Source organism: Hymenobacter montanus (assembly GCF_014699115.1).
Lineage (GTDB): Bacteria > Bacteroidota > Bacteroidia > Cytophagales > Hymenobacteraceae > Hymenobacter > Hymenobacter montanus.
In genome coordinates, this window is record NZ_JACXAD010000034.1 from 26,792 (window position 1) to 42,226 (window position 15,435).

Consider the following 15,435-nt stretch of genomic DNA (forward strand, 5'->3'; position numbering starts at 1 on the left):
AGTTCGATGTATACCTCTTCTGACCACCCTCTGATTGGCATTGACCCGGAAGTTCGGTTTGGGCGGGCGTGCCTTATCGGAACCCGCATCAGCGTAGACGATGTGTTGGGCTGGCTGGGTAATGGGATGAGCAATGCCGAGATAATTGAAGATTTTCCGGAGCTAGATGAAGGCTTAATTCGGGCCTGTCTGCGTTATGCGGCCGATCGGCAACGGCATACCCGCTTACTCGTTAAATGAAGCTGCTAATTGATCAAAACTTGTCACATCGGTTAGTTAAGCCATTACAGGACCAGTTTCCGGGCACTGAACAGGTCCGACGACTGGGCCTTACCGACCGCCGCGATGCCACAATTTGGGATTACGCCCGGCGACATGATTTCGTCATTTTGACGCAGGACGAAGATTTTGCGGACCTCAGCTCCTTGCGAGGAGCTCCACCTAAGGTCATTCTGCTACGCACCGGCAACCTGCCTACTGCTCAGGTAATCGCGCTGTTGCGAAATCATCGGCGGCTGATCTATACCCTATTGGATTCGGACGGGGAAGTAAATTGCCTGGAACTGGCATAAGTGGTCAGCCCGCCCCGAACTTCCCGGCTTGTCCTTCGCCTAACAATCCGTAATTTTGAAGTTCCGTATGCGCCGACCTTTCGGCCAACAGGACCTTGCCGAGATGACTCCAGAGAAGAACGACGAGAAAACCAATCCGGCTACGGCCGCAGCCTCCGTACCCAAGCGTAAGATTGGCGGCCTGGGCCGGGGCCTCAACGCCCTGATTGAGGGCAGCTATGAGAAAAAAGGCGACCGCCCCAACGACCGGCTGGTGTCGCACCCGGTCAACTCGGTGGGTTTTATCTCGGTGGAACACATTGAGGCCAACCCCTACCAGCCCCGCACCCACTTCGACCAGCAAGCCCTCCAGGAACTGGCCGACAGCATTAAAATCCAAGGCATCATTCAGCCCGTCACCCTGCGGCAGCTGGGCACCAACTCCTACCAGCTCATCAGTGGCGAGCGCCGGCTGCAAGCTTCCAAGCTGGCCGGCCTGGAAACGATTCCCGCCTACATCCGCAAGGCCGACGACCAGCAGATGCTGGAGATGGCCCTGATTGAGAACATTCAGCGCGAAAACCTGAATGCCATCGAAATTGCCCTTAGCTACCAGCGCCTGCTGAGTGAGTGTAACCTGCGCCAGGAAGAGCTCGGCGACCGGGTGGGCAAGAACCGCTCGACCGTTACCAACTACCTGCGCCTGCTGAAGCTGCCGCCCGACGTGCAAATCGGCCTGCGCGATGCCGAAATCAGCATGGGCCACGCCCGCGCCCTCATCAGCATTGAGGACCCCAAGACCCAGGTCGAGCTGTTCCGCAAGATTGTGGCCGAGGAGCTGTCCGTGCGCCGCGTCGAGGAGCTGGTGCGCGCCGGTTTCGGCCGGCCCACGGCCCCGGCCAGCAACGGCAGCTCGGCCAGCGCTGCCCCGGCCCAACCCGTGGTGCCGTTGGCCGAGCTGCGGCGCACCGAGCGCCACCTCACCGACCGTTTTGGTTCGCGCGTGCAGGTGCGGCCCGGCCCCAAGGGCAGCGGCGAAATCAAAATCGCTTTCGATTCGGTCGAAGACATGCAGCGCATTCTGCACATTCTGCATCCATCCTAAGCTCCCCCTGCATAAAGCTTTCGGGCAGAGCGCTGCTTCTTTAGGCGAGTGCAGCAGGGCACGCGAGCGGCGTTCGGCCCGGCAGCCTTTTCCCACCGCTATTTCGTAAGGCGCTACTCGCCGCCCGGCTACTTAGGCTAAACCCGAGGCGTTTTCCGTTAGCAGGTTCGCTATGAAAAAATTGCATCATCTTATTGCTACGCTGGTCGTTGTTCTGGGGCTGCTGGCGGGCTACGACAGCTGGGCGCAGGTATTCGACCCCGCCGCGCCGACTCCGAACGTCGTTCGGCCCGACACTACCGAGCGCCGCGAAGTAGTGGTAAGCCCCGAAGCTAAGCGCAGCAAGGCCGCCGCCGACTCGGCTAAGCGCACCGAGCGCATGTTTCGGGCTTTTGGGTTTCAGGGAATTCGCCTCACCCGCCCCGGTAAAGCAGCCTTGCTGGCCGTGGTTCTGCCCGGCGCGGGCCAGATTTATAACCGGCGCTGGTGGAAGCTGCCCCTCGTGTACGGGGCGCTCGGCGGCGTAGTGTATGGCGAAATCTTCTTCCAAGGCCGCTACCGGATGTATGCCGATGCCAGCAACCTCCTGAAAGCCGAAGCCGCCCTACCCAGTGGTATGCGGCCCCAAAGCGATAAGCTTCCTCAGCCCGTCCGCCAGGAGCGCAGCATTGAGGCCATTGATAACGGCGTGATTTTCTATCGGGGCTACCGCGACATTTTCTATCTCTACATTGCCCTCGCATACAGCCTGCAAATCGTGGACGCCTTAGTTGATGCCCACCTCAAAAACTTCGACGTGAGCGAGGACCTGAGCTTGCACTGGGAGCCCACGCTGCTGGCCGTACCCGGGCGGGCCCTGGCCCTGCCCACCGCCCCCGGCGTTCAGTTTGCCCTGCGAGTGAAATAATAGCTGACTGCCGGCAAGCCCCCTTACCTTCCTGCGACGATTCAAAAAGCTCCCTTCGATAATCAAAAGCTGACCACTGCTTCATGAAAATTCTACTCATCGGCTACGGGAAAATGGGGCAAGCCATTGCCGCCTTAGCGGCCGAGCGCGGCCACGAGATTGCCGGCATCGTAGACCGCAGCGCCAGCCAGCTTGCCCCGGCAGACATCACGGACTTCACGCCCGCCACGGCCGATGTAGCCATTGAATTCACCCACCCCGATTCGGCCTTTGCCAACGTGACCGCCTGCCTGCGTCAGGGGCTGCCGGTGGTCTGCGGCTCCACGGGCTGGCTCCATCATTTCGAGGAAGCCCAGACCTTAACCCAGGAGCTGCAAGGCAGCCTGTTTTACGCCTCGAATTACAGTGTGGGAGTGAATCTGTTCTTCCATTTCAACGAATACCTGGCCGCCAAAATGCACCTGTTTGGCGGCTACGACGTGGCCGTGCGGGAGATTCACCACACCCAAAAAATCGACCAGCCCAGCGGCACCGCCCTCACCACTGCCGAAGGCATCATGCGCCACTTTCCCACCAAAACCCGCTGGCGCAACGGCCCCGCCGAAACGGCAGCCGAGCTGGCCATCTTCAGCGAGCGGACCGGCGACATGGTGGGTACTCACGTGGTTACCTACTCGTCGGCCGTCGACACCCTGGAGCTCAAACACGAGGCTCACAGCCGCGAAGGCTTTGCCCTGGGGGCCCTGCTGGCGGCCGAATGGCTGCCGGGCCGCGTAGGAGTATTTGGAATGAAAGAGCTGCTGGATTTGTAACCTCATCACCCATTGTCGGCGGCGGCAGTGCCCCGCAGCATTATACTGCGTTTCTTTGCCTGATTTTCACTGCCAAGCCCAAGCTTGCTCCCATGTCATTGCTCCAAACTACTCCCACCACCGCTCCCAAGCAGCCCAAGACCAAAACCCGCGAGTGGGCCGACTCCCTGATCTTTGCCGTTGTGGCGGCCACCCTCATCCGCTGGGCCACGTTTGAGGCGTATACCATTCCTTCGCCCAGCATGGAAAACTCGCTGCTGGTGGGCGATTACCTGTTTGTGAGCAAGCTGCACTATGGCCCCATTACGCCCCAAACCCCGCTGCAGGTACCCCTCACCCACCAAACCATCTGGGGCACGAGCCTCAAAAGCTACTCGGAGCTGATTCAGCTGCCGACCTACCGGCTGCCGGGCTTTAGCAGCATCCAGCGCAACGACGTGGTGGTATTTCACGTGCCCCACGAGTCGCAGTACCCGGCCGATTTGCGCACCAACTACATCAAGCGCTGCGTGGCCGTGGCCGGCGACACCCTCGAAATCAGGAACGGGCAGGTCTACCTCAACGGCAAACCCGGCGTAACACCCCCCGGCCTGCAAACCACTTACTTCATGCAGGTCGACAACCCCAACGACGAGGTGCTGGCCGCTCTGCGCGCCCACGGCGTGGTGGAATATGACCAGCCCGGCGGAGTACCCCAGGCCGTAGCCGCGGCCGATGGCAAGTTCGGCTATACCATCAGCTGCACGGCGGCTACGGCCGACTATTTCCGTAAGCAGCCGTACGTTAAAAAAATGACCGTGCTAGAACCCCAGGCGCAATTGTTTCCGGACGTCGCCGATTTTCGCAACAGCGAAGCCATGAGCGCCACTCCCCGGAACTGGTCCTTGGATAATTACGGTCCGCTGCCCATTCCCAAGAAAGGCCAGACCATCGCGCTCTCCCCCGCCAACGCCGCCATCTACTATAAAATCGTGGCCCGCTACGAGCACAACGCCGGCATCACCTGGCAAAACGGGATGATTTATCAGGACGGCAAAATGCTGACCAGCTACACCGTCAAGCAGAATTATTACATGATGATGGGCGACAACCGCCACAATTCCGAAGACTCCCGCTTTTGGGGCTTCGTACCCGAAGACCACGTCGTGGGCAAGGCCGTCCTCATTTGGTTATCGCTCGACCCCAACGCCGACTTCTGGCACAAAATCCGGTGGAGCCGGCTGTTCAACATCATTCACTAATCGCAGCACAGGGTAAGAGAGCCGGCGGCCTCGCGGCGCGAAACAATCCTTGCTCTCTGAATATCAACAGCTTACGCGAAAAGCCCCGACTTTACAACGAGTCGGGCTTTTCATGTATTAGAGAGTTGCAATAGGTACAAGCCTACTCTGATTTGGAAAGCTTCGGGCCGCTCGCGATGACAGAGAGGTTCGCGCACAGAGACGATCGTGGGCTACCACTCTATGGGCGTCAGCCCCTTGCTCTGCAGCCAGGCGTTGGCCTTACTGAACGGCTTACTGCCAAAAAAACCTTTATCGGCCGCAAAGGGCGAAGGGTGCACCGACTTTAAAATCAAGTGCTTCCGCTCGTCGATCAGCTCGGATTTTTTGCCGGCGTAAGCGCCCCACAGAATGAAGACCACGTGCTCTTTTCCTTCCGATACTTTCCGGATGACGGCATCGGTGAATTCTTCCCAGCCTTTTTTCTGGTGGGAAGCCGGCTCGCTGGCGCGTACGGTCAGGGTCGCATTCAGCAGCAGCACGCCTTGCTGAGCCCAGCGGTCGAGGTTGCCGTTCGTTGCGGGCGGCGTACCGGGAATATCGGTTTGCAGCTCCTTGAAGATGTTCTGCAGCGAGGGCGGGACGCGCTGGCCCTCCTGCACCGAAAACGACAGTCCGTGCGCCTGATTGCGCCCGTGGTAGGGATCCTGACCCAGAATCACGACCTTTACTTTATCAAACGGGGTGGCCTCGAAGGCGTGAAAAATCTGCGGCCCGGCCGGGTAAACGGTGGCCGTAGCATATTCGCCTTTGACAAAGGCAATTAGTCGTTGAAAATACGGCTTTTCAAACTCGTCGGCCACCACGGGCTGCCAGCTTTCGGCGATCTTTACCATTGAGATTTTTAAGAAAATAAACGGGGTTTTGCGGCGTTTTCTCAGGACTTTTGCGTAAAACCAATTCTGACGGGCCGCTGTTATGCCCGCAGCTACACTTTAGCTACGCTATACTATGCCCACCACCACTACGCAAGGGGTCACCGTTTCGGTTACGACCAACTACTTGCCCGACTATTCGAGCCCTGGCCAGGAACATTTTGTGTTTGCTTACAAAATAGAGATTCGCAATAATAGTGAATTCACGGTAAAGTTACTACGTCGCCATTGGCACATTCACGACGCCAACGGCGTCGTGCGCGAAGTCGAAGGCGAAGGCGTAGTGGGCCGGCAACCGGTGTTGGAGCCCGGCGAGTCGCACCAGTACGTCAGCGGCTGCAACCTGAAGTCGGGCGTGGGCAAGATGTGCGGTGCCTACCTAATGGAGCGCCTCGCCAACGGACAGCGCTTTTCGGTGGAAATCCCCGAGTTTACCCTGGTGGTACCTTATCGCCTGAACTAGCACCGCCTTCCCGCCCGGGTTCCTTCTCCCCTCTCCTCTCCCTTCTGCAAAAAGGGCCTGCCCTGGTCGATACACGCCCACCGCGGGCACATGAGGTATCCGCCGGTACGCCGCGTACCCAAACTATTAAACCGCGCTGGGTTGTCAGTTGCTCATTGTCCGTTGTTAGTTTGTGTTCGGGATGTCGTTTTCGCCAGTGCCGGACGCCGGACAGCTAACGCTTATTTTGTTTCAACTTCTCGCTTACCTCCGCTTTTGGCTGCGCTCGGGCAATGCCCACGGGCTTCATTCACCTTTTGTGTTCGGCCTGTACACCTCGGCGGTTCGACACACGGGTACTTTTAGCGCTTACGCCCTCATCGAGGCCCGGCGGCGGCAGTTGCTGGCTAGCCCAGCCTGCATCAGCGTCACCGATTTAGGGGCGGGCTCTCGTACTAGTGCGGGCCCGCAGCGGCGCGTAGCCGACATTGCCCGCACGGCCGCCAAACCTCCGCACCTTGCGCAACTACTGTTTCGGCTGGTTAACTACCTGCGGCCGCAAACTATTCTTGAGCTGGGCACTTCGTTGGGGCTCACCACGGCCTACCTGGCCGCGGCCGATTCCCGCCACCAGGTCATCACCTTCGAGGGCTGCCCCAACGTGGCCGCAGTCGCCCGCGAAACGTTCGCCACTCTAGGTCTGAGCAATATCAGCCTGGTTGAGGGCAACCTCGACCATACCCTGGCTCCTACCCTTGTCGGCTTAAACGCGCCCGTAGACTTTGTTTTCTTCGACGGCAACCACCGCTACGAGCCAACCCTGCGCTACTTTGACCTGTGCCGGGCCCACCGCACCGATCAGTCGGTTTTTGTTTTCGACGACATTCACTGGTCGGCCGAAATGGAGCGGGCCTGGGAGGCCATCAAAGCTCACCCGGAGGTTACCCTAACGGTGGACTTGTTTTACATCGGGCTGGTTTTCTTCCGAAAGAATCAGCCCAAGCAGCACTTCTGGCTGCGGACCTGAATACGGCGCCGCTTTACTTTATAGATTAGCAATTGCATGCTTGACCAGTCTTTCCCGCTCCGACGGCTCAGCGCTTCGCATGGCCAGGATAAGCTCAGCAAAGCGTATTCCATCGACGTCGACATTAGCTAGCGGAATATTCAGTTCCTGAAAGCCAAGCATTTGGTTTAATTTCACCAGACCTTGCCTGAACTTACCCTTCGTACGGGAGGGCTCAAACGCCTCGTCCACCACCAAACAGATAGCTTGCTGCCGGTATATTGTAGCGAGGTAACTATCCCGAATAATCTCCCAGTTAATGAATTCCGGATGCGTGGCGCGGCTGAATACGCCGACTTCGTTCACGATTATCTGCGGACGGCGGTCGAGCAGCCGGAGAATACTTACTGGAAAGCCCAGCCCGAAAAGCGCAATCAAGACCCCGGACACCCAGTGCGGGATCAAAGAGCAGCCTAACCCGACAAGGGCCGCGCACATCAGCATCAATCGCAGTGCTTTCCCACGCGAGTTGTACAGTCGAAACTCGGTCATGCTGGGTTCAAGCCTTCTTCAGGCGAGGCCTACACCGGCAGCCCGAGGGCTTCGCGCACCCGCGTTAGCTTCACCAGCAGCCCTTCCAGTTGGTCGAGCGGCAGCATGTTGGCGCCGTCGGATAGCGCGGTAGCCGGCGTGGGGTGGGTTTCGATGAACAGACCATCAGCCCCCACGGCAATAGCCGCTTTGGCAATGGTTTCGATGAGGGCCGGCTGGCCCCCCGTCACGCCGCTGGCCTGATTGGGCTGCTGCAGGGAGTGGGTCACGTCCATTACCACGGGCACGTCGAAGCGGCGCATGGCGGGCAGGTTGCGAAAATCCACTACCAGGTCGGAATAGCCAAACGAGTTGCCGCGCTCGGTCAGGATCACGTGCTCATTGCCCGATTGGCGCACCTTATCCACGGCAAACTTCATGGCCTCGCCGCTCAGGAATTGTCCTTTTTTGATGTTTACCACCTTCCCGGTTTGGGCGGCGGCGATGAGCAAGTCGGTTTGGCGGCACAAGAAGGCGGGGATTTGCAGCACGTCGACGAACTCGGCCGCCAGCGCGGCTTCGGCCGATTCGTGGATATCCGTCACGGTTGGCACCCCTATTTCCCGTCCCACTTTTTGCAGGATGCGCAGGGCGGTTTCGTCGCCAATCCCGGTAAAAGAATCCAGCCGCGAGCGGTTAGCTTTCCGGTAAGAGCCCTTGAAAATGTAGGGAATTTGCAGCTTATCGGTGAGGTGCCGGATGCGCTCCGCAATGCGCAGGGCCATGTCTTCGCCCTCGATGACGCAGGGCCCGGCCATGAGGAAGAACTGACCGGAATCGGTGTGGCGGAAATGCGGAAGCGTGTTGGCCAGAGCAGTGAGCATGGTCGAGGAAGAACTCCAACCAAGGGCTGGAAATTTTGTGAGCGATATTCCGGGGTAAGGCGCGCACGGGGCACCAACCGAAAGTTGGCGGGCCGTTACGCTTTCTTCAAACAAATAAACAACTCCCGGCCTTGCCGGGGCCGGAGCGAGTTTGTAGCGGCCTCGAAATGCCGAAAAGTGAAGTAGGGCGCGAAATACGCCCGGTACTCTTCCTTGGTGCCACCAAACGGTGGCTCCGGCCCCGGGCCAAAGTCAGTATCAAACAGCAACCCCATCAGCGTGCCCCCGGGCCGGAGCAGCGCCGCGCACTGTTGGGCGTAAGCAGGCCGTAACTGAGGGTTGAGCGCGCAAAAAAAAGTTTGCTCCACAATTAAATCGTAGGGTGGCGCGGCCGGCAGGGCGAAGAAATCAGCGAGCAGCAGATGTTCCCGGGGAAAATCGGGCACTCGGGCTGCCAGGGCCTGTAGTGGTTCGGGCGCCAGATCGGCAACGAATACTTGCTGAAAGCCCAGTTGATGCAGGTATTCCGCCTCGTAGGCCCGACCAGCGCCGGGAATGAGGATGCGGGGCTGCGGCTCAACGGCCAGTTGATCGAAGTACGCGCGCAACGGCGGGGTGATGGCCTGGGCATCCCAGCCGTCGCGGCCGGTGGCATAACGGGCCTGCCAATAGGCCGAATCTAATACCGGGAAAACCGTTTCCATACTGTTAAAACGTAGTCAAAACTTGCCAGGGCACAGAAGTCCCCTATTTTTACGCTAAAGGTAAGCGCTGCACTCCACCGCGAGCTTCTATTATTTCCCGCTTTTTTACGTTTAACTATTCTCTCATGAACCCTAACGACACCACCGAACCCCGCTCTAATAACAGCCGCGTCCTTCTTTGGGTAGCCCTCGTGCTCGTACTGCTAGGCATCAATGGTGTTCTGTTTTACCTTAATCAACAGAAGGGGCAGAAGAACGAAGATTTGACCACCGAAGTAAAAGCCAAGGATAGCAAGCTGCAGGAGCAAATCAAGCAGTACGAAGCGTTGAAAGCTGATTTTGAGCGGCAAAGCCAGGAGTTGCAAGCCCTGGGCCTGAGTAACGATTCGCTGGAAGCCAAGATTGCGATTGTCAATGCCGACCTGTTGAAGCTTCGCTCCTTCAAGGCTAATAGCTTCTCGCTGGCCCAGCAAAAGATGTTTAAGCAGCGGGCGCTGAACCTGGAAGGCCAGCTGCGGAAAAAGGACGCCGACATTGCCCAGCTCAAAAAGGACAACGAAACCCTCTACACCGAAACCAACTCGCTGAAGGAGCGCCAGAACCGGCTGACCGACACCATCAGCACCATCGTGCGCGCCAACGAGGACCTGACGGCCAAAGTGGGCGTGGCCTCCCGCTTGCAGTCCGAAAATATTAAGATAGCCATCATCACCTCCAAAAACAAGGAGAAGGTGGACGAGAAGGACGAGTATAATGTTAAGAAAGTAGAGAAGGTTAAGGTTACGTTTAACCTCGCCCGGAACGATGTATCACCGAAGGAAACCAAGGCCATTTACCTGCGCATCCTCGAACCCGACGGCGCGGCCCTCTACAATCTGAGCACCGGTGGCGGCAGCTTCATGGTCGACGGCCAGGAATCCTTCTACACCCAGAAGCAGGACGTGGTGTACGACAACTCGAAACAGAAATTGGAGTTCGTTTACGCTAAAGGCTCCGAATACAAGAAAGGCCGGCACACGGTCGAGCTGTACGAAAGTGGGCAGCTGATGGGCAAAGCCAACTTCACCCTGAAATAATAATTTATCGCTCATCGCTTCTTCCGATAGCTCCGGCTGCTATCGTTGCCGAATATTCTTCCATAAGAAAGCCCGCTTCACGTGGTGAAGCGGGCTTTTTACTGCCCATTATTTTGGCAGCCCCTGCCTTAAACGGCTGCTATCAGCGCTTCGTACTTGTCGAGCTTTGCCAGAACTGCCGAGATGTTCTCGGTGAAGAGCGTAATGACGGCCCCTTCGGGCGCCGCTTCGAGTACGTGGTCGATAGCATCCATCTCCGATTCGATATAGGTGATGGGCAAGTCCGGTTTGTCGAGCCGCAAGCCCCGCTCCATCAGCGCTTTGATTTCGTCGGCGGTCTTGCCCCGCAGGTCGCGGTCCTGGCGCAACACCACTTCGTCGAAAATGCGCCCGGCCACGCGGGCAAAGCTCAGGGTGTCCTCGTCGCGGCGGTCGCCCAGGCCCGATACCACCCCAATTTTGCGGGTAGCGGGCGTCGCTTCCATGAATTCCGCGAATTTCTGAATACCCGCCGTGTTGTGCGCATAGTCCACGACGACCTCGCACTTCGGAAACTTGTAGATGTTCATCCGGCCCGGGGTTTTCGCCGCCGATGGGATGAACGTGCGGAAAGCCGTTTTGATGTCGTCGCGGTCGAACCCCGCCAGGTAGCCGGCCAGGGCCGCCGCCAGGCTGTTTTCGATATTGAAGCCCGCGCGCCCCCCGAACGTGACGGGGAACTCAGCGGCCCGGTCGATGCGCAGCTTATAGCTGTTTTTGTAGATGGTGATGTAGCCTTGCTCGTACACCGCCGCTACGCCGCCGGCTTCGACGTGCTCAATGATGCGCGGGTTCTTCTCGTCCATGCTAAACAAGGCCACGTGGCAGTCCACGGTCCGCGCCATAGCATACACCAAATCGTCGGCGGCGTTAAGCACGGCCCAGCCGCTCTTGCGCACCGTGCGGGGCAGCACTCCCTTCACCGCGGCCATTTCCTCCACGGTGTAGATGTCGCGCATGCCAAGGTGGTCGGCGGCCACGTTCGTCACCACGGCGATGTCGCAGTTGTGAAAGCCCAGGCCCGAGCGCAGCATGCCACCGCGGGCAGTTTCCAGCACGGCGTAGTTCACGGTCGGGTCTTTCAGCACGAACTCGGCGCTAACACCGCCGGTACAGTCGCCCTTTTGCAGCTGCACGCCCTGAATGTAGATGCCGTCGGTGGTGGTGAAACCCACTTTGTAGCCTTTGCTGGCGACTAAGTGCGCGATGAGCCGCGTGGTGGTCGTCTTGCCATTGGTGCCGGTTACGGCGATGATGGGAACGCGCGCGGTAGCCCCGGGGGGGAACAGCATATCGACCACCGGGGCCGCCACGTTGCGCGGCAGCCCGTCGGCCGGCGAAATGTGCATGCGGAAGCCCGGGGCGGCATTCACTTCAATTACAGCACCCTTGCTCTCGTTAAGTGGCACGGCAATGTCGTTGGCCATCAGGTCGATGCCACAGATGTCGAGGCCTACAATGCCGGCTACCCGCTCGGCCAGAAGCACGTTATATGGGTGCATCTGGTCGGTTACGTCGCTGGCCGTGCCGCCCGTGCTGATGTTGGCCGTGCTCTTCAGGTACAGGGTTTCCCCCGCCGGCAGTACCGACTTCAGGGTCAGGCCCTTGCTTTGCAAGATGTCGGTCGTGTGCTTGTCGGCCTTGATGGCCGTCAGCACTTTTTCGTGGCCCACGCCGCGGCGGGGGTCCTTATTAACCTCATCAATCAGTTGCTGAATGGTGCTGCCGCCGTCGCCGGTGACGGCGGCGGGGGTGCGCTTGGCGGCGGCAATGAGCTTGCCATTTACCACCAGCAAGCGAAAGTCGAAGCCTTCAATGAATTGCTCCACAATCACGGCCCGCGAATACTCCTGCGCGGCTTTCAGGCCCGCGACCGCATCTTCCCAGTTCATAATGCGAATGGTGGCACCCTTGCCGTGGTTGCCATCGAGCGGCTTGGTCACGATGGGAAAGCCCAGCCGGTCGATGGCCTCGCGGAGCCCTTCCTCGGAGTACACCGTGGTACCGCGCGGTACCGGCACGCCCGCATCGTCGAGCATGGCTTTCGTGCGGTTCTTATTGCCGGCCACTTCCACCCCGGCATGCGAGGTGTAGCTGGTGGTCGTGGCCCAGATGCGCTTCTGATTGACGCCGTACCCGAGCTGAATAATGTTGCTGTTCTTGAGCGCGATGTAGGGGATGTTGCGGGAAGCCGCCTCGGCCACGATGCTGTACGTGCTGGGCCCAATAAACTCCTCTTCACGAATCTCGTGCAGTTCGTCGATGATGGGCTTCAGGTCGACTTTCTGCTCGTGGCACGCGGCTTCCACGATTTCGACGGCTGCCTCAATGGCTCGGCGCCCGGCCCGCTCTTCCTGGTAAGCAAACACCACGTACTCCACTCCCTCTTCGCGGGCGGGATAGGACTTACCCCAGTACACCGGCATGCCCGCCATGCGCTGCAACTCCAGGGCGACGTGGTAGATGACGTAGCCCAGGGGCTCCCCATCGTTCAACTGGTCTAAATCGAGGGGCGGGCGGCGGGTCGCGTGTTTGCCCCCGCTCATGCCCTTGGGCTGGGGTTGACTGATGTCCGGGAACAATTCCATCAGCCGGCTTCCCAACCCAGCTATGGTATTGGACCACTTGCCGGCCAACTCTTCTAAATCAACTTTGGAGACGATGAGTTTGGTGTGTTTCACAGACCAGTAGCTAGGTCCGCGCATAGTGCGTAGGTCAATTATTTTCATATTGAGGAAGGAAAAAGGCATTTGCCCCACCATACGTAGGGACTTCCGGCTTGGCTGCGAAATGTAGACATAATGCAGCCTAAAATCGCAAATTGCCTTGTTCGTACACGAAGAAAGCCCCGCCCCTCGCCGGGCAACTGAGCAAATAGGGCCTCTTGGTTGGGAACCAGTGGTAGCGGGCGAAACTCAGCAACTGCGGCTACCTAAGCACTTAATGTTCGTCCAGGGCCATAAGCCGGATTAAGGCAGTGAGCTGAGCATCGAATGCTTGAGGGCGTTCGGCACTCAGTGGCTCAGTGTTATAATCAGCACCTGACGCGGCAAACCCTTTACGTTCACGACACAGCGATCTATCTGCGGTTGGTAGGTTGCGCCTATTGGCGCGACCAAGCAGATACTCGCTCCGCTAGTGGTGCCTCCCGACTATCTGTTCAGGGAAGCAACAGTGGGTTGCAAGTCTTTTTTACCGGATAGGTAAGCTAACAATTTCGCGGTTTGGTCTCCCAGCAGCTTACTATAGCGCTTCTCGATCAAGTGAATGGCGTAGGCCAGCGAGAGCATTAGTAGCACTAGCAGGCCGAACAGGACATACTTATCCAGGCGGTCGCCAACGCGCTGATAAATGACAAATCCAATGCTGCCATGCACCAGGTATAGAGGGTAAGTCAAGGCCCCCAAATGGCCCAGCCAGGTGTAACGCTCGAAATTGATCACTCGATTAATAATCAGCAGAAAGACGCCGAAGAACAGGGTAACCGCTGCCGCTGCCACCGTAAATGAAAAATTGGGGTCACGGAAGAAGATGTGCAAGCCGGCAATTTCAGCGCGAACACTCCGTAGCGCCAGCAAAAACGCCCCCACCAATAAACCGTAAAGCGTCCATCTGTTGAACCAGTTGTTTTGTAGCATGTAGAAGACCATACCCGCCACAAAGAACGGAGCATGCGTCGGCTGGAACAGGTAGGTAAAAGCGAACATACCAGACGTAGGACCTGAAAAGGCGCTATACGCCAACCAAAGGGCTAACATCCAGGGCAGAGAGTGGTACAGGTTCCAGCTAATAACCAGCGTAATAAGAAAATAGAAACAGATTTCGGGAGCCAGCGACCAATAGGAAGAGTCCAGGTCCTCGATGCCCATGAAAGAATGCAGCATGGTTAGATTAAGAACTAACTCTCTGATGTTCACATCCAGGGAAGTAGACCACCCCACGGTTCCCGGTACAGGTCCCCACAGGCGCACTACGACAAACGTCAAAGGGCAGGCCACCCAAAAGGCGGGGTACAGGCGCTTCACCCGGGATATAAAAAATTGCTGCACTGTTTTGCCGTGGGCCGACAAGAGCACCACATAGCCGCTGATGATGAAGAACAGCTGGACGCCTAAAAACCCATAGCGGGTCACCCTACCTAGCTCGGGATACCTTACCGGGCTGAAGTCGTGTTCGGCCCAAGCCCGGTACGTGTAGTGGAAGATAAGAACGGCCAGGGCAGCAAGGAAGCGTAGTAAGTCGATTTCGTAAAAGCGAGAGGGCGCTTTATGCAGTTCTGGTTCCAATCCAATAATGCTACAATGCTGAGAGAAATGAGGTACAAAGATAGACAGTGAACCATATCACGAAGCGGGGCCTTTCGTCACTGCCAACGCTAAAACGTGCCGCACAGCGAGCCCCGTGACACCCCTGAATGCCAATTGCAGTTTGTAATACCAGCCATGGCGGAAGTCCGCGAGGCAATCTATGCCACGAGAAGTTAGTTTCTTTCTCTAAATTTCCCTGCCACAAAGCTATGGGATTGGCAATCTCACATCCCCTCCTGTGCTTATCTTCGTCTTATGGAAGTAGCCAACCACACCATTGCCGAAGCCACCACTACGGCTCCTTATCTGGATTACGCCGTATGCCGCGATGCCAGCAATCGTCCCGCTAACCACGTGGGAGACTGGCCGGTAGAGGGCGTTATTTATACCGTGCGCGTGGCCGAGAGCCGCGTTGAAGGAATTCCCTTGATCCATGTGCTGGGCTTTGAAGGCGAAGCCCCCTACTTCAATGCCTTTGCTCCTCATCGCTTCGAGATCCTGGAGCGGGTGTGGCTTAACTAGCAGTGTTTGTGCGTTTTTGCCTGATAACAACACCTTATCCTAAATAAGGTATAGAGCCTAGTGACGCGCTGTCCGTTTAGCATTCGTGACATTGTACTCAGGCTGCTTGGCGCGGGCCCTGCGTGCGTCGCGGACGCTAAACCCGATGAGCCGCCCGCACAGTACAGACCTATGCCAATACTACAGTCTGATTAGTATTTTAAAGCCTGACTGTTTCCACCGGTAAAAGCTCGATTCAGCTTGCGCACCATACCTGACAAAAATCTACAGCTTATTTTGCTGACGAACCACTAAATAACGTGGATATAAGCAGAAACTACTAGAGTGTGTGGACATTCATCTCATCCAATCCATTGCGGCCAGTAGGTGAGCGACGGCCAGAAAGGAGGTAGCG

The 15,435-nt window shown here is 57.7% G+C and carries 16 protein-coding genes; 10 read left to right on the forward strand and 6 right to left on the reverse strand.

Annotated elements, in window-relative coordinates; genetic code table 11:
- Positions 1 to 6: 6 nt before the first annotated feature.
- The 6 genes from IC235_RS20795 (at position 7) to lepB (ending at position 4,616) form a co-directional block, all read left to right on the forward strand.
- Positions 7 to 240 (forward strand): DUF433 domain-containing protein, encoded by a 234-nt coding sequence (locus tag IC235_RS20795; RefSeq protein WP_191007141.1) that lies wholly within the window; start codon positions 7 to 9, stop codon positions 238 to 240.
- A complete protein-coding gene (locus tag IC235_RS20800) occupies positions 237 to 572 on the forward strand; it encodes a DUF5615 family PIN-like protein (protein ID WP_191007142.1) in 336 nt (111 codons plus the stop codon). Before IC235_RS20795 ends, IC235_RS20800 begins: the two co-directional genes overlap by 4 nt.
- 67 nt (positions 573 to 639) lie before the next feature.
- Positions 640 to 1,656 (forward strand): ParB/RepB/Spo0J family partition protein, encoded by a 1,017-nt coding sequence (locus IC235_RS20805; RefSeq protein ID WP_223847459.1) that lies wholly within the window; start codon positions 640 to 642, stop codon positions 1,654 to 1,656.
- 172 nt (positions 1,657 to 1,828) lie between these two features.
- Positions 1,829 to 2,563: a DUF5683 domain-containing protein gene (locus IC235_RS20810; protein WP_191007143.1), complete on the forward strand. Its 735-nt coding sequence runs from the start codon at positions 1,829 to 1,831 to the stop codon at positions 2,561 to 2,563.
- Positions 2,564 to 2,646: 83 nt separating this feature from the next.
- A complete protein-coding gene (gene dapB / locus IC235_RS20815) occupies positions 2,647 to 3,375 on the forward strand; it encodes a 4-hydroxy-tetrahydrodipicolinate reductase (protein ID WP_191007144.1) in 729 nt (242 codons plus the stop codon).
- A gap of 92 nt (positions 3,376 to 3,467) precedes the next feature.
- Complete coding sequence (lepB, locus tag IC235_RS20820) at positions 3,468 to 4,616, forward strand: signal peptidase I (protein WP_191007145.1); 1,149 nt, start codon at positions 3,468 to 3,470, stop codon at positions 4,614 to 4,616.
- Between the two features lie 212 nt (positions 4,617 to 4,828).
- Here the strand turns inward: lepB and IC235_RS20825 are convergent, their stop codons facing one another.
- On the reverse strand, positions 4,829 to 5,491 hold the full coding sequence (locus tag IC235_RS20825) for a uracil-DNA glycosylase (RefSeq protein ID WP_191007146.1): 663 nt from the start codon (positions 5,489 to 5,491) through the stop codon (positions 4,829 to 4,831).
- 115 nt (positions 5,492 to 5,606) lie between these two features.
- Between IC235_RS20825 and apaG the strand changes: the two genes are divergently transcribed.
- Both apaG and IC235_RS20835 read left to right on the forward strand, forming a co-directional pair.
- Positions 5,607 to 5,993, forward strand: coding sequence for a Co2+/Mg2+ efflux protein ApaG (gene apaG / locus IC235_RS20830; protein ID WP_191007147.1), 387 nt, complete (start codon positions 5,607 to 5,609; stop codon positions 5,991 to 5,993).
- A 226-nt stretch (positions 5,994 to 6,219) separates the two neighbouring features.
- Entirely contained in the window at positions 6,220 to 6,999 is a 780-nt protein-coding gene (locus IC235_RS20835) for an O-methyltransferase (RefSeq protein WP_317173625.1), read from the forward strand.
- Positions 7,000 to 7,017: 18 nt separating this feature from the next.
- Here IC235_RS20835 and IC235_RS20840 read toward each other — a convergent pair whose 3' ends face one another.
- The 3 genes from IC235_RS20840 to IC235_RS20850 all read right to left on the reverse strand — a co-directional run bounded on the left by IC235_RS20840 (position 7,018) and on the right by IC235_RS20850 (position 9,097).
- Positions 7,018 to 7,530 (reverse strand): STM3941 family protein, encoded by a 513-nt coding sequence (locus IC235_RS20840; protein WP_191007149.1) that lies wholly within the window; start codon positions 7,528 to 7,530, stop codon positions 7,018 to 7,020.
- A 29-nt stretch (positions 7,531 to 7,559) separates the two neighbouring features.
- Entirely contained in the window at positions 7,560 to 8,393 is an 834-nt protein-coding gene (gene kdsA / locus IC235_RS20845) for a 3-deoxy-8-phosphooctulonate synthase (RefSeq protein WP_191007150.1), read from the reverse strand.
- Between the two features lie 95 nt (positions 8,394 to 8,488).
- Positions 8,489 to 9,097, reverse strand: coding sequence for a methyltransferase domain-containing protein (locus tag IC235_RS20850; protein WP_191007151.1), 609 nt, complete (start codon positions 9,095 to 9,097; stop codon positions 8,489 to 8,491).
- Positions 9,098 to 9,222: 125 nt separating this feature from the next.
- Between IC235_RS20850 and IC235_RS20855 the strand changes: the two genes are divergently transcribed.
- The gene (locus IC235_RS20855) at positions 9,223 to 10,173 is read left to right on the forward strand and encodes a hypothetical protein (protein ID WP_191007152.1); all 951 of its coding nucleotides are present in this window, start codon (positions 9,223 to 9,225) and stop codon (positions 10,171 to 10,173) included.
- 128 nt (positions 10,174 to 10,301) lie between these two features.
- Here the strand turns inward: IC235_RS20855 and cphA are convergent, their stop codons facing one another.
- Together cphA and IC235_RS20865 are read right to left on the reverse strand one after the other, a co-directional pair.
- On the reverse strand, positions 10,302 to 12,893 hold the full coding sequence (cphA, locus tag IC235_RS20860) for a cyanophycin synthetase (RefSeq protein WP_394355279.1): 2,592 nt from the start codon (positions 12,891 to 12,893) through the stop codon (positions 10,302 to 10,304).
- 471 nt (positions 12,894 to 13,364) lie between these two features.
- The gene (locus tag IC235_RS20865; RefSeq protein WP_191007154.1) at positions 13,365 to 14,498 is read right to left on the reverse strand and encodes an acyltransferase family protein; all 1,134 of its coding nucleotides are present in this window, start codon (positions 14,496 to 14,498) and stop codon (positions 13,365 to 13,367) included.
- 276 nt (positions 14,499 to 14,774) lie between these two features.
- On the opposite strand from IC235_RS20865, the gene IC235_RS20870 reads away from it, so the two are divergent.
- Positions 14,775 to 15,041: a hypothetical protein gene (locus tag IC235_RS20870; RefSeq protein ID WP_191007155.1), complete on the forward strand. Its 267-nt coding sequence runs from the start codon at positions 14,775 to 14,777 to the stop codon at positions 15,039 to 15,041.
- The last annotated feature ends 394 nt before the right edge of the window (positions 15,042 to 15,435 follow it).

Excerpts from the sequence above, each read along its gene's own strand:
- IC235_RS20795 (WP_191007141.1), top strand. The coding sequence starts at position 7 with ATGTATACCTCTTCTGACCACCCTCTGATTGGCATTGACCCGGAAGTT.
- IC235_RS20800 (WP_191007142.1), top strand. The coding sequence starts at position 237 with ATGAAGCTGCTAATTGATCAAAACTTGTCACATCGGTTAGTTAAGCCA.
- IC235_RS20805 (WP_223847459.1), top strand. The coding sequence starts at position 640 with ATGCGCCGACCTTTCGGCCAACAGGACCTTGCCGAGATGACTCCAGAG.
- IC235_RS20810 (WP_191007143.1), top strand. The coding sequence starts at position 1,829 with ATGAAAAAATTGCATCATCTTATTGCTACGCTGGTCGTTGTTCTGGGG.
- dapB (WP_191007144.1), top strand. The coding sequence starts at position 2,647 with ATGAAAATTCTACTCATCGGCTACGGGAAAATGGGGCAAGCCATTGCC.
- lepB (WP_191007145.1), top strand. The coding sequence starts at position 3,468 with ATGTCATTGCTCCAAACTACTCCCACCACCGCTCCCAAGCAGCCCAAG.
- IC235_RS20825 (WP_191007146.1), bottom strand. The coding sequence starts at position 5,491 with ATGGTAAAGATCGCCGAAAGCTGGCAGCCCGTGGTGGCCGACGAGTTT.
- apaG (WP_191007147.1), top strand. The coding sequence starts at position 5,607 with ATGCCCACCACCACTACGCAAGGGGTCACCGTTTCGGTTACGACCAAC.
- IC235_RS20840 (WP_191007149.1), bottom strand. The coding sequence starts at position 7,530 with ATGACCGAGTTTCGACTGTACAACTCGCGTGGGAAAGCACTGCGATTG.
- kdsA (WP_191007150.1), bottom strand. The coding sequence starts at position 8,393 with ATGCTCACTGCTCTGGCCAACACGCTTCCGCATTTCCGCCACACCGAT.
- IC235_RS20850 (WP_191007151.1), bottom strand. The coding sequence starts at position 9,097 with ATGGAAACGGTTTTCCCGGTATTAGATTCGGCCTATTGGCAGGCCCGT.
- IC235_RS20855 (WP_191007152.1), top strand. The coding sequence starts at position 9,223 with ATGAACCCTAACGACACCACCGAACCCCGCTCTAATAACAGCCGCGTC.
- IC235_RS20870 (WP_191007155.1), top strand. The coding sequence starts at position 14,775 with ATGGAAGTAGCCAACCACACCATTGCCGAAGCCACCACTACGGCTCCT.